The organism is Bradyrhizobium sp. A11 (genome assembly GCF_042077125.1).
In the GTDB taxonomy this organism is placed as follows: domain Bacteria; phylum Pseudomonadota; class Alphaproteobacteria; order Rhizobiales; family Xanthobacteraceae; genus Bradyrhizobium; species Bradyrhizobium japonicum_B.
Genome location: NZ_CP149509.1, coordinates 3,433,744 through 3,446,834, shown reverse-complemented (window position 1 = coordinate 3,446,834; position 13,091 = coordinate 3,433,744). Strand labels below are relative to the sequence as shown.

At 65.5% G+C, this 13,091-nt stretch carries 11 protein-coding genes and 1 tRNA gene; 11 read left to right on the top strand and 1 reads right to left on the bottom strand.

What is annotated here, in order from left to right:
• The first annotated feature begins 51 nt into the window (after positions 1-51).
• The 10 genes from WI560_RS15925 (at position 52) to WI560_RS15880 (ending at position 11,265) form a co-directional block, all read left to right on the top strand.
• Positions 52-1,215: a PspA/IM30 family protein gene (locus tag WI560_RS15925; RefSeq protein ID WP_375308746.1), complete on the top strand. Its 1,164-nt coding sequence runs from the start codon at positions 52-54 to the stop codon at positions 1,213-1,215.
• Positions 1,216-1,225: 10 nt separating this feature from the next.
• The gene (locus WI560_RS15920; RefSeq protein ID WP_375308745.1) at positions 1,226-1,888 is read left to right on the top strand and encodes an OB-fold-containig protein; all 663 of its coding nucleotides are present in this window, start codon (positions 1,226-1,228) and stop codon (positions 1,886-1,888) included.
• A gap of 19 nt (positions 1,889-1,907) precedes the next feature.
• Positions 1,908-3,608 (top strand): flotillin family protein, encoded by a 1,701-nt coding sequence (locus tag WI560_RS15915; protein WP_257179673.1) that lies wholly within the window; start codon positions 1,908-1,910, stop codon positions 3,606-3,608.
• A 206-nt stretch (positions 3,609-3,814) separates the two neighbouring features.
• Positions 3,815-4,183, top strand: a complete 369-nt coding sequence (locus WI560_RS15910; RefSeq protein WP_375308744.1) for a hypothetical protein — start codon at positions 3,815-3,817, stop codon at positions 4,181-4,183.
• A 136-nt stretch (positions 4,184-4,319) separates the two neighbouring features.
• Positions 4,320-4,394: transfer RNA gene (locus WI560_RS15905), tRNA-Asn, on the top strand.
• A gap of 216 nt (positions 4,395-4,610) precedes the next feature.
• Entirely contained in the window at positions 4,611-4,790 is a 180-nt protein-coding gene (locus WI560_RS15900; RefSeq protein WP_375308743.1) for a hypothetical protein, read from the top strand.
• 138 nt (positions 4,791-4,928) lie between these two features.
• Complete coding sequence (locus tag WI560_RS15895; protein WP_375308742.1) at positions 4,929-5,591, top strand: protein-L-isoaspartate O-methyltransferase; 663 nt, start codon at positions 4,929-4,931, stop codon at positions 5,589-5,591.
• A 207-nt stretch (positions 5,592-5,798) separates the two neighbouring features.
• Positions 5,799-7,184 (top strand): TolC family outer membrane protein, encoded by a 1,386-nt coding sequence (locus WI560_RS15890; RefSeq protein WP_375308851.1) that lies wholly within the window; start codon positions 5,799-5,801, stop codon positions 7,182-7,184.
• A gap of 304 nt (positions 7,185-7,488) precedes the next feature.
• On the top strand, positions 7,489-8,259 hold the full coding sequence (locus tag WI560_RS15885; RefSeq protein WP_375308741.1) for a PopZ family protein: 771 nt from the start codon (positions 7,489-7,491) through the stop codon (positions 8,257-8,259).
• A gap of 129 nt (positions 8,260-8,388) precedes the next feature.
• A complete protein-coding gene (locus WI560_RS15880; protein ID WP_375308740.1) occupies positions 8,389-11,265 on the top strand; it encodes a valine--tRNA ligase in 2,877 nt (958 codons plus the stop codon).
• Between the two features lie 132 nt (positions 11,266-11,397).
• On the opposite strand, the gene WI560_RS15875 is transcribed toward WI560_RS15880, so the two are convergent.
• Positions 11,398-12,000, bottom strand: a complete 603-nt coding sequence (locus WI560_RS15875; RefSeq protein ID WP_375308739.1) for a DNA-3-methyladenine glycosylase — start codon at positions 11,998-12,000, stop codon at positions 11,398-11,400.
• A 130-nt stretch (positions 12,001-12,130) separates the two neighbouring features.
• On the opposite strand from WI560_RS15875, the gene lipA reads away from it, so the two are divergent.
• A complete protein-coding gene (gene lipA, locus WI560_RS15870; RefSeq protein ID WP_375160297.1) occupies positions 12,131-13,087 on the top strand; it encodes a lipoyl synthase in 957 nt (318 codons plus the stop codon).
• The last annotated feature ends 4 nt before the right edge of the window (positions 13,088-13,091 follow it).

Here is a 13,091-nt window from a genome sequence, read left to right as displayed (position 1 = left end):
AGAGGAATGTGAACAGGCCGCCTCTTCCTAAAGTACTAAAATGGTGCTTTAGTGCTTTTCATGAGCCAGTCCTCTCGAAACGCTCCATCCGCGCTGCGTTACAGGCTCGCCCCTGACCCGGCTGCCAAGGCCGCACTGGAGGCGACGTTCCAGGCCTATGACCGCATGATGGAGATCCTCGACGAGGTGGCGCGGACGCATAATGTCGGCTCCAACGTCGTGCTGCTGCATGCCCACGCCTATGATCCGATCCGCAAGGCAACCGCATTGCCGTCGCGTCTCGTGACGCTCGGCCTGCGCGACCGCAGCGACTATCGCGCGGCGCAGGGCCGCCGCCTGCCGCTCGACGACAAGCTCGCCAAGATCAAAGGCCCGGCCACCATCTCGATTGCGACCGTGCACGGCCGCTTCAGCGTGCCGTTCGACTATGCCGGCTATGCCGAGGGCTGGGGGCAAAGCGTGCCCGCGTGCCTGGTTCGCACCGAGGACGGTTTCGAAGTCCACTACGGCGTCACGCCGAACATTCTGCCAGAGGAGGAGAACGCTATGGATAACATCGCTGCCGCTCCCGACAATTTCCTGTCCCGGGTCGGGCGCCTGATCGCCGGGATCGCTTACGACGCGATCGAGCAGGCGGAAGGCAAGAACAAGGTTGGAGTGGTCGGACAGGCCATCCGCGAGATCGAGCGCGCCGAGACCGAAGCGCGCGACGCGCTCGCTGCCGCGCGTGCCGAGGAATACCGCCTCAACGCGCGCCGGACCGAAATCGAGCGCGAGATGGCCAATCTCGCCCCCAAGATCGAAACCGCGATCGCCGATGGCCGCGACGACCTCGCGCGCGCCGGCATCGCGCGGCAGATGGATCTGGAGGCCCAGTTCGACGTGCTCTCCCGCGCCATCGACGAGAACAACGAGAAGATCGAGCAATCTGTCACCTCGCTGCGTGCGGTGCTGTCGGCCCTCCAGGACGCCGAGCAGCGCCGCGCCGAGCTCGAAAAGAGCGAGGCGGCCGCAACCCAGCAGGGCTCGACGTCGTCCCGCAAGCAGGGTGGCACTTCCGCCGCAGCCAAGGCCTTGCGTGCGGGCAGGGCGGTGGCCCGCGCCACCGGCGTGCCCCAGGCCATCCCGTATTCGAGCGACATCGACGAACTCAGCACGCTCCATCGCGACAAGGAAATTGCGGCGAGGCTGGCGCGTCTGAAGTCACGCACCTGAGTGCCGTGTCATGAGCGCTCTGCTCGAACACGTCATGTCGCCGGAGGTGAGGCCGTTCGCGATTGCGGCGGCCATGATTGTCATCGTCGGCTCGATCGAGGTGGTCTCGATGCTGGTCGGGGCCTCCCTGAGCGAGATGCTTGGCGCCCACTTCGATTTCGGTCATCCCAGCGACAACGGCGTGATCAACGCCATCTCCTGGATCAACGTCGGCGGCGTGCCGCTCCTCATCTTCCTGCTGCTCCTGCTCGGCGCCTTCTCCATCACCGGCTTCCTGATCCAGGACGTCGCGCGGATGGTGGCCGGCCCCTTGCCGGCGACGGTCGCCTCGGTCGGGGCGGTCGTGGTCTCGGTTCCACTGGTCCGCGCCGCCAGCCGTGCCATCGCGCGGGTCATTCCCAAGGATGAAAGCTACGCCGTCGGCCTCGGCGACCTCGTCGGACGCATCGGTGAGGTCGTCATCGGCCCGCTGGACCAGGGACCGCCCGGCCGCGTCAGCGTCACCGATGTCCATGGCAACCGCCATTTCGTCTCGGCGGTCGCGGCGCCGTCATCGGCACCTTTGCCGCAGGGAACCGCGGTCCTGCTCGTCGATCGGGCCGGCACGCGCTTCGTGGCGGTCAAGGCCGACGATGAACTCAAACCTTCCAAGCCCAGTCTAAGCAGCAGCTAGGTCATTATCGGAGAAAGTCATGTTCGACATCGCAGTCCCGGCCTTGATCGGCGTCGCGCTGATCGTCGTCCTGGGTATCGTCTTCACCATCCTCTACAAGCGTGCCACCCGCGACGAAGCCTTCGTGCGCACCGGCCTTGGCGGTAAGAAGGTCGTGCTCGACGGCGGCGCCATGATCCTGCCGATCTTCCACTCCTATGCCAGCGTCAACCTGAAGACGCTGCGGCTTACCGTGGAACGCAAGGAGCGGGAATCCCTGATCACCAAGGACCGCTTGCGTGTCGACATCGTCGCAGAGTTCTACGTCCGCGTCCGCCCGGACGAAGAGAGTATCGCGCTGGCAAGCCAGACGCTGGGCGCGCTGACCAACGACGCCGAGGCGCTGCGCAACCAGGTCGAGGCGAAATTCGTCGACGGCCTGCGCTCGGTGGCCGCGACCATGACCATCCTGGAGCTTCAGGAGAAGCGCTCAGATTTCGTCAAGCACGTGCAGTCCACGGTCGAATCCGACGTGAAATCGAACGGGCTCGAGCTTGAATCGGTATCGCTGACCAAGCTGGACCAGACCGACGTCAAGTTCTTCAATCCCGAGAACTTCTTCGACGCCGAAGGCCTCACCCAGCTCAAGACCGTCACCGAAACCCGCCGCCGCGACCGCAACGCCATCGTGCGGGACAACGAGGTGGCGATCGCGCAAAAGGACCTCGAGGCGCGGCAGCAGACCCTCGGCATCGAGCGGACCAAGAAGGAAGCCGAGCTTTCGCAGGAGCGCGACATCGCCAACAAGACCGCGAGCACCCGCGCCGAGGTCGCAACCGCAACCCAGACCGCGCGCCTGACCGAGGAGAACGCCCGGATCGATACCGACAGGGCGGTCGCCGAGAAGGAGGCCGGTGCCAAGCAGGTCAAGGAAACCGCGGTGATTGAATCGGATCTGGCGATCAACAAGCGCAAGACCGACGCCCAGCGCGAGATCCAGATCGCCACACAGGAGAACGAGATCCAGATCGCCGCCAAGAGCAAGGAGACTTCGGAAGCCGTCGCCGAAGCCAAGACCGCCGAAGCGCTCGCCGTCTCCGCGGAGGAGAAGGTCGTGACGGCGCGTGCGGTCGAGGTGGCCGATCGCGCCCGTCTCACCCAGGTGCTGGCCGCGCGAACCGAGGCCGAACGCAAGTCGACCGAGCTGATCGTCGCGGCCGAGGCGGAGAAGAAGGCCTCGCTCGATCGCGCCGAGGCCGTGAAGACGCTGGCCACCGCCGAAGCCGAGTCCAACAAGATCAAGGCCGTCGGCGTCCGCGACATCGGTGAGGCCGAGGCCGCCGTCATCACCATGAAGAACGAGGCGCAGAACAAGCTCGGCAGCAACATCATCGACTTCGAGATCGCCAAGAGGCGGATCGAGACGATGCCGTCGGCGCTGGCCGAGATGGTCAAGCCGATCGCCAACCTCAAGGACGTCCGCATCCTGCACACCGGCGGCGCGTTCGGCGGCAACGGCGCCGGCGGAGGCAATGTCGGCTTCGGCGAAGGTCTCGCAGGCGAGCTGCTCAAGGTGCACGCGCTGCGTCCGATGATCGACGAGATCCTGCGCCAGGGCGGCTTTGCGCCCGGCGACGATCCCGTGCAGGCGCTGGTCGGCGCCGTGACCGGGAAGAGCAACGGAGCAGCCGTGCCGGTCGCTGCGCCGGCACCGGCGAAGACAAACTCCGCCGATCTATGAATGCCCGTTCATTGCTGCTGAGAATTCGAAACGATAGAAACAGTCCCGCGCGTCTCGCGTCGCGCAACGGTCCGGAGCGCAGCTCGACGGCGCATTGAACCCTTCGATCGCGCTCCGGACGTCTCGTCAGGCAACGCTTTTTGTTGCCGCGGCGCCTGTGCCGAGCGACGCCAGGTGCCGAGACCTGTTTCGATCGGAGGATTTTCATGAAGTACTTTCTGTCTGGATTGATCGCGATCGGTCTGTCGATCGCGGCCATGCCGTCGCTGGCGGCCGACGCCCGCAACGTCACCGTCGTCAACGAGACCGGCTACGCCATCAAATTCCTGGGCTTCAACGCGCCCGACGATGGCCTGGACGAGTGGGACAACGAGCTCGAGAAGGTGTTGCAGAACCAGGCCAGCACCTATGTCGAGTTCGACGAGGACGACGATGGCTGCATCTGGAACATCCGCGTCGACTGGCAGAGCTACGACGAGGCAGTGCTGTGGAAGAACGTCAACCTCTGCAAGATGACCGCGCTTCGGCTGCGCTACGATTCCGGCACCAGGACCACCTCGTTTCTCGCGGAATAGCGGCCGCCGCTGACGTCCGGAGGAGGGGCCGTTCCGACCCTTCCTCAAGGACGTTTCGGACGACGACGAATTCGTCCTTTGCAAGCGCAAGCGGCTTTGTTATACGCAGCCGCGCGCGAGCCACTGGTTCGCCTTTTCCTCGGTAGCTCAGCGGTAGAGCATCCGACTGTTAATCGGATGGTCGCTGGTTCGAATCCAGCCCGGGGAGCCAAATTTTTCCGCAAGTTCAATGAGTTGCCGTCGCGTCCTCGCGCGTTGCGCGATTTCGTTGCATTGATCTCTGAACCCTGGGCCCCCACGATTCCTGCCTGGAATTCGCGTTCAAGCAGATGTGTGGACGGGCGTCGTCGCGCCATGCGGACGGCGCCAAATCGACTCAATTGAAATCGAGCTTCGACAGTGCCGGATTTTGACGGAGCTGATTCCCATGCAAGACATCCAGGTCGACCGTTCCCGAATGGCTCCCTCGATCCTGCCGGCCGAGATCCCGGCGCTCAGCGACGACGAATGCCTCGCCTGCCTGGCGCGTGCGGTCGAGACGCCCGATTCGGCGCGGCTGGATGAGGTCGCAGCTCTGATCGGCCGCCTCGCGGTGGCGATCGAATAATCCGTTCCGGCGGCCGATGCGGTAGGATGCGGAAGCCTTGGTCCCGCGGGCGAACGGCCGTGTTGCGTTTTGGCCGTGCATGCTCCAAAGATGCCGCGAATTTCGTCCGCGGCATCGTCCGCATTGCAGGGTCCGCAAATGTCCGGTTTCTCGACCGCGCGCCTTAAAATGGTCGATGGCCAGGTGCGCACCAATGACGTCACCGACCGTCGTGTTCTCGATGCCATGCTCACGGTTCCGCGCGAGGCCTTCGTGCCGGCCGCCCGGCAGGCCCTGGCCTATCTCGATCTCGACCTCGACGTCAGCGAGGGCACAGCCAAGCGCTTCCTCATCAAGCCGCAGCTGACCGGCAAGCTGCTTCAGGCCGCCGAGATCGGCGAGGGCGACAGCGTGCTGGTGGTCGGCTGCGCCACCGGATACCTCGCGGCGCTGGCTGCCAAGCTGGCCCGCCAGGTCACCGCAACGGAATGCGATTCGGCGCTCTCCGCGAAGGCCAAGGATGCCTTTACGTCGCTGGGGCTTGCCAATGTCACCTGCAAGGCCGCAGCCTGCACCGAAGGCGATCCGTCCGCCGCGCCCTATGACGTGATCATCCTCAATGGCGCTGCCGAGGTCATGCCGGAGGCGTTGCTCGGGCAGCTGAAGGAGGGCGGGCGCCTGGTAGGGGTGTCCGCCGAATCCAGGCCGCCGCGGGCCATGATCATGACCCGGACTCACGGTGAATTCGGCCATCGAACCCTGTTTGACGCCACCGCGCCGGTCCTCCCCGGACTCGAACGGGCGGCCGCTTTCGTCTTCTGACGACCCAAAGCCCGTTAAAATCCCGTTCTGAATCAGAAGTGTGGCCGGGATGCTGCACGTGAAGAGTTTCCACCAAGAACTACCTTGAGGTGGTTCCGTCACGCCAATCCGCGTCCTATGTTGCGGCGGGGCAACGACTCCACTCGGTAGACGGTAACCCAGCTCGCGGGCACGAGCCGGGCGTTTAGAATGAACGGAATTTCAGGGATGCATGGGGTGAAGCTCTTCACCGGAGCTGCGGTTTCGGTCCTGCTGCTGGCGCTTGCCGGGCCGGTGCCTGCCTTGGCGGACACGATCGAGGCGGCACTGGTGCGCGCCTATCAGAACAATCCGCAGCTCAACGCACAGCGTGCCCAGGTGCGCTCGACTGACGAAAACGTGCCGCAGGCCTTGTCCGGCTATCGCCCCAGGGTCTCGCTGACGGCGAGCGGCGGCTATCAGTACTCGGACTTCCAAAGCCAGCGCGGCGGTGCGCCAACCAGCGGGCCCGGCATTCCGCGAAGCGTCGGACTGACTGCTTCCCAGACCTTGTACAACGGCAACCAGACCGCCAACCGGACGCGCGCCGCGGAGAGCCAGGTGTCCGGCTCCCGCGAAGCGCTGCGCAGTCTCGATCAGACCGTGCTGCTCCAGGCTGCCACGACCTACATGGACTATCTGCGCGATGCCGCGACGCTCGAAGTCCAGCGCAGCAACGTGCGGGTGCTCGAGCAGACGCTGAAGCAGACCCGTGACCGCTTCAATGTCGGCGAGGTGACCCGCACCGACGTTGCGCAATCGGAAGCACAGCTGGCGGCCGGCAGAACGCAGGCTCTGACCGCCGAATCGAATCTCAACACGACCCGTGCGAACTTCCGCCGCATCATCGGCAACGAGCCGACGAACCTGGCGCCCGGCTCGCCGGTCGACCGTTTCCTGCCCGCAACGCTCGCTGCCGCAGTCGAGCTCGGCCTCGTCGAGCATCCGAATGTCACGGCCGCGATGTTCGGCATCGACGTCAATTTCCTGCAGGTCAAAGTTGCCGAGGGCGCTCTGCTGCCGACGGTCACCTTGCAGACCAGCGTGACCCAGGCCTACGAACAATCCCTGATCCAGTACCGCGCGTTCAACGCGTCCGCGCTCGCGCAGATCTCGGTGCCGATCTATCAGGGCGGCAGCGAGTATTCGCTGATCCGTCAATCCAAGGAAAATCTGGCGCAGCAGCGTCTCAACCTCGAGAACACGCGGGACCAGACCCGCGCGACCATCGTGCAATGGTGGGGGTCGTTGCAGGCCGGCAAGGCGCAGGTGCAGTCGGCGCAGGCGCAGGTGACGGCGTCCGAGATCGCACTAAACGGCGTGCGCGAGGAAGCCAAGGCCGGTCAGCGCACCACCCTCGACGTGCTCAACGCGCAGCAGGCGCTGGTCAATGCGCGCGTCGCACTCGTGACCGCGCAGCACGACCGGGTCGTCGCATCCTACAACGTCCTCGCCGCCGTCGGCCGTCTGGCGCCGCAGGTGCTTGGCCTTGCGACCAATGTCTACGATCCCAGCGTTCACTACCATCAGGTCCGCGACAGCTGGGCCGGCGTGCGCACGCCTGACGGGCGCTGATCCCCGTAATCGTCCGGTCGGCCTCGCGAACAGCCGAGGCCGACCGGCACTTTGCTTGCAATCATCAAAATCCCTGACATAGCCTTGCCGAGACAATGCGGGTCGATTCGCCTCGTATTGATGCCGTATGCGTAAAGCTTGAGTGCCGGGGGCAGGGGCGCACCGCCGCACGTTGAGCCGTGATCTGGGGACAAGTCGGGCTGCCGCGACGAAAATGGCAGGCCGCACGCCCGGAACCGGGCCAATCCTGCCTTGCTTGGTGTAAAACAACGCATGCGAGGGCGTTGATGATGTGGAGTCGGAGATGACGCAGCCTGCAAAGGTCACAGAACCCTCGATGGAGGAGATTCTGGCCTCGATCCGGCGCATCATTGCCGACGACGAGGCCAAGCCGCCGACGGCCGAGGCCGCCAAGCCTGAGAAAGCCGCGGCCCCCGCAGCGCCGCCGAAGCCGCAGGCGATGAACGACATTCCGCCCTCCAAGGTCGCACCGGCCAAACCGGCCGCCGAGAAGCCCGCTCCACCTCCGGCCCCAGCCCCGGCTCCCGCGCCTGCCGCCGATGCATCGCCAAACAGCCAGGATGATATCGACGCGCTGCTGGCGGGGCTCGACGCGGCCACGCCGGCGCCCGAGGTTCGCGCGCCCGAACCGGAGCCTGAGCCCGAGCCTGAACCCGACGTGCTCGAATTGACCGACGAGATGGCGATGGATCCGACGCCGGCTCCGCCGCCGCCGAGCTTCCGCAAGGTCGAGCCACGGGACGATCTCGAATTCGCCGAATCGCCGCCGCCGCGCCCGACGCCGCCGCCGCCGTCCTACGCGCCGGTGGACTTCGATGCCCCGCCGCTGCCGCCGCAGCAGCCCATGCTGGCGCAATCGACGGTCTCGGCGGTGGAATCCGCCTTCAACTCCCTGGCCCATACGGTGCTCAGCAGCAATGCACGGACGCTGGAGGATCTGGTCAAGGAGATGCTGCGGCCGATGCTGAAATCCTGGCTCGACGACAATTTGCCGGGCCTCGTCGAACGCATCGTGAAGGCCGAAATCGAGCGGGTCTCGCGCGGCGGCCGCTGAGAGGGGCGCTGCGGCCCCGATAAAGCCCTGCTCCCAGGGCATGTTCGGCCTGCGGACTGGGCTGGAAGGCCCTTTTGCCGCTGAGCTTTCCGTTGACTTGACCCGCGCACGCGGCTTTCTAGCAGCCCCATGATCGAGAAAAATTACCAGCCCGCCGATATCGAAGCCCGCATGTCCGTGGTGTGGGAGGACAGCCTTGCCTTCAAGGCGGGTCGTCCCGACCGTCGCGACGCCGTGCCCTTTACCATCGTGATCCCGCCGCCGAACGTGACGGGCTCGCTGCACATGGGCCACGCCCTCAACAACACGCTCCAGGACATCCTGTGCCGGTTCGAGCGCATGCGCGGCCGTGACGTGCTGTGGCAGCCCGGCACCGACCATGCCGGCATCGCCACCCAGATGGTGGTCGAGCGCCAGCTGATGGAGCGTCAGCAGCCCGGCCGCCGCGAGATGGGCCGCGCGAAATTTCTCGAGCGGGTCTGGCAGTGGAAGGCCGAGAGCGGCGACACCATCATCAACCAGCTCAAGCGCCTCGGCGCGTCCTGCGACTGGTCGCGCGAACGCTTCACCATGGACGAGGGCCTGTCGAAGGCTGTCGTCAAGGTGTTCGTCGAGTTGCATCGCGAAGGGCTGATCTACAAGGACAAGCGGCTGGTGAACTGGGACACCAAGCTGCTCACCGCGATCTCGGATCTCGAGGTGCAGCAGACCGAGGTCAAGGGTCACCTCTGGTATCTGCGCTATCCGATCGAGGGCAGGACGTTCAGCCCCGAGGATCCCTCGAGCTTCATCGTCGTCGCCACCACGCGCCCCGAGACCATGCTCGGCGATACCGGCGTCGCCGTGCATCCCGAGGATGAGCGCTATCAGAAGCTGGTCGGCCACAACGTGATCCTGCCGCTGGTCGGCCGCAAGATCAAAATCGTCGCCGACGATTATTCCGATCCGGAGAAGGGCTCGGGCGCGGTCAAGATCACGCCGGCGCACGACTTCAACGATTTCGAGGTCGGCAATCGCCACGGCCTCGCCCGCATCAGCGTGATCGACAGGGAAGGTTGTCTCGATCTCGTCGACAACGAGGACTATCTGCGCGACCTGCCTGAAGGCGCCGGGCAGTTCGCCGAGGAATTCCACAAGGTCGACCGCTTCGCCGCGCGCAAGCGCATCGTCGAGCGGCTGGAGAGCTTCGGCTTCGTCGAGCGGATCGAGCCGCACACCCACATGGTGCCGCATGGCGACCGGTCCGGCACCGTGATCGAGCCGTACCTGACCGACCAGTGGTATGTCGACGCCAAGACGCTGGCGAGGCCTGCGATCGCGGCGGTGCGTTCGGGCGAGACGACGTTCGTGCCGAAAAACTGGGAGAAAACCTATTTCGACTGGATGGAGAACATCCAGCCCTGGTGCATCTCGCGCCAGCTCTGGTGGGGCCACCAGATCCCGGCCTGGTACGGGCCTGACGGCAAGGTGTTCGTCGCCGAGACCGAGGAGGAGGCGATCAGCCACGCCCTCGGCTACTACGTCGAGCAGGAGGTCATCACGGCCGAGCAGGGCCGCGAGATGGCGCTCGACCGCAACAAGCGCGAGGGCTTCATCACGCGCGACGAGGACGTGCTCGACACCTGGTTCTCCTCGGCGCTGTGGCCGTTCTCGACGCTGGGTTGGCCGGATGACACGCCGGAGGTGCAGCGCTACTACCCGACCAATGCGCTGGTGACCGGCTTCGACATCATCTTCTTCTGGGTCGCCCGCATGATGATGATGGGCCTGCACTTCATGAAGGAAGTGCCGTTCTCGACCATCTACATCCACGCCCTCGTCCGCGACGAGAAGGGCGCCAAGATGTCGAAGTCGAAGGGCAACGTCATCGATCCGCTCAACCTGATCGACGAATACGGCGCGGACGCGCTGCGCTTCACGCTGGCGGCGATGGCGGCGCAGGGGCGCGACATCAAGCTCGCCACCAGCCGCGTCGAAGGCTACCGCAATTTCGCGACCAAGCTCTGGAACGCCTGCCGCTTCGCCGAAATGAACCAGTGCGCCGTGCCTGAAGGCTTCCAGCCGGCGAAGGCGAAGGAGACGCTGAACCGCTGGATCGCGCATGAGAGCGCGCACACCACGCGCGAGGTGACCGAGGCGATCGAAGCCTATCGCTTCAACGATGCGGCCGGCAGCATCTACCGCTTCGTCTGGAACGTCTATTGCGACTGGTATGTCGAGCTCGCCAAGCCCGTGCTGCTCGGGCCTGACAGCCCCGCCAAGGACGAGACCCGCGCCATGGTCGCCTGGGCGCGCGACGAGATCCTGAAGCTGCTGCATCCCTTCATGCCCTTCATCACCGAGGAGCTGTGGGAGGTGACGGCCAAGCGCGACGGCCTGCTCGCGCTGGCGCCATGGCCGCTGCAGCGGACCGAGCCGACGCCCGAGCAGATCGCGATGCTCGCTGCGACGACGGCGACGATTGATCCGCTGGTCTCGCCGGCCTGGGTGCTGCCGATCTTCGATCATGCCGACTTCACCGACCCTGCGGCCGAGGCCGAGATCGGCTGGGTGATCGACCTCATCACGCAGATCCGTTCGGTGCGCGCCGAGATGAACATTCCGCCGGCGACGCTGACGGCTTTGGTGCTGGCGGGCGCCTCGGCCGAGACGAGGGAGCGCGCGCCGCGCTGGACCGACGTCATCAAGCGCATGGCGCGGCTGTCGGACATCTCCTTCGCCGACCGCGCGCCCGACGGCGCCGTCCAGCTGCTCGTGCGCGGCGAGGTGGCTGCGCTGCCGCTGAAGGGCGTGATCGACGTCGCTGCCGAGCGCGCGCGTCTCGACAAGGAGATGGCCAAGGCCGACGCCGACATCAAGCGGGCCGAGTCGAAGCTGGCGAACGAGAAATTCGTCGCCAACGCGGCCGAGGAGGTCGTCGAGGAGGAGCGCGAAAAGCGCGAGGCCGCGCTGGCCCGCAAGGCCAAGCTGCTCGAGGCGCTGGAGCGGCTGAAGCAGGCGTCGTAGCCGCGTCGTCATTCCGGGGCGGCTTGAAGAGCCGAACTCAGGTGCGCAATTGCGCACCTGAGAATCTCGAGATTCCCCGGTGCGCAATTGCGCACCTGAGGTCTGGTCCTTCGGACCATCCCGGAACGACGATCACTTCGGAAACGGCTTGCTCAAGAATTTCGAGCCCCTGATGCCATAGCGCCAGGGCAGTTCGACCGCCTTGGTGATGCCGATCCGGATGCCGGTTGCGACCTCGACATCCTCGGTCCGCGCATGCAGTGCGATCGGCGGCCGGTCCAGCGGCAGGGCATTGTGCGCGATGGTGATCCCGAGCGCCTCGGTCAGCTTGCCCGGACCCGAGCACAGCGCATGCAGCTCCTGAAGATGACGGCGGCGGCGCATGGTGGCGATACCATGCGTCGGCTCGATCGCACGGATCAGCACGGCGCTGGCCGAGCCTTCTTCCTCGCAGACGAAGTTCACGCACCAGTGGATGCCGTAGGAGCGATAGACGTAGGCATAACCGGGCGGGCCGAACATCACCTGGTTCCGCGGCGTCGGCCCGTTGTAGGAGTGCGCCGCCGGGTCGGTATGATGATAGGCCTCGACCTCGACGATGATGCCCCCAATTCCGTCGACCAGCATCGTCGTGCCGATCAGGTCCGGCGCGACCTCGTGGACGCTGCGGCCGAAAAAGGCACGCTTCAGCGGCTTGCCGAGCCGCGGGGATGAGGCGTTCGATCTTGGAGCCATTCGAAATGAGAATCGCCAGAGGACAGAGCAGGATATTGCCCATATCTGCCATGTTCCCTGAAGCGGGGCGAGCCGGGTTGCGATGCCCCGCCAGACCGACTAGGTAGGACCTGAACAGACCGGACACCCCATGGTCGTAATCGTCGATACCATCTCGAACCCGCTGCGCCCGCGCCACCCCGAAAAGGTGAACCGGCCCGATTCCGCTTCGCCGCCGAAGCCGGACTGGATCCGCGTGCGCGCGCCCAATACCCGCGGCTATGCCGACACCCGCAACATCGTGCGGTCGAACGGCCTGCACACGGTGTGCGAGGAGGCGGGCTGCCCGAACATCGGCGAGTGCTGGGACAAGAAGCACGCGACCTTCATGATCATGGGCGACACCTGCACCCGCGCCTGCGCCTTCTGCAACGTCAAGACCGGCCTGCCGAATGCGCTGGATGCGGCCGAGCCCGAGAATGTCGCCGAGGCGGTCGCCAAGCTGGGCCTTGCCCACGTCGTCATCACCTCGGTCGACCGCGATGACCTCACTGATGGCGGCGCCGAGCATTTTGCCCAGACCATCCGCGCCATCCGCGCCGCGTGTCCCTCGACCACGATCGAGATCCTGACGCCGGACTTCCTGCGCAAGGAGGGGGCGCTCGAAATCGTCGTCGCCGCCAAGCCCGACGTCTTCAACCACAATCTCGAGACCGTGCCCTCGCGCTACCTCACGGTGCGGCCGGGCGCGCGCTATTTCCACTCGATCCGGCTGCTGCAGCGGGTCAAGGAGCTCGATCCCACCATCTTCACCAAGTCCGGCATCATGGTCGGCCTCGGCGAGGAGCGCCACGAGGTGCAGCAGGTGATGGACGATCTGCGCTCCGCCGACGTCGATTTCCTGACCATCGGCCAGTACCTGCAGCCGACCCGCAAGCACCATGCGGTGATGCGCTACGTGCCGCCGGACGAGTTCGCCTCCTACGAGAAGGTGGCCTACACCAAGGGCTTCCTGATGGTGTCCGCGAGCCCGCTCACCCGCTCGTCGCATCATGCCGGCGAGGATTTTGCGAGACTGAAGGCCGCGCGGGCAGCTCACGCCCGCTGAATCG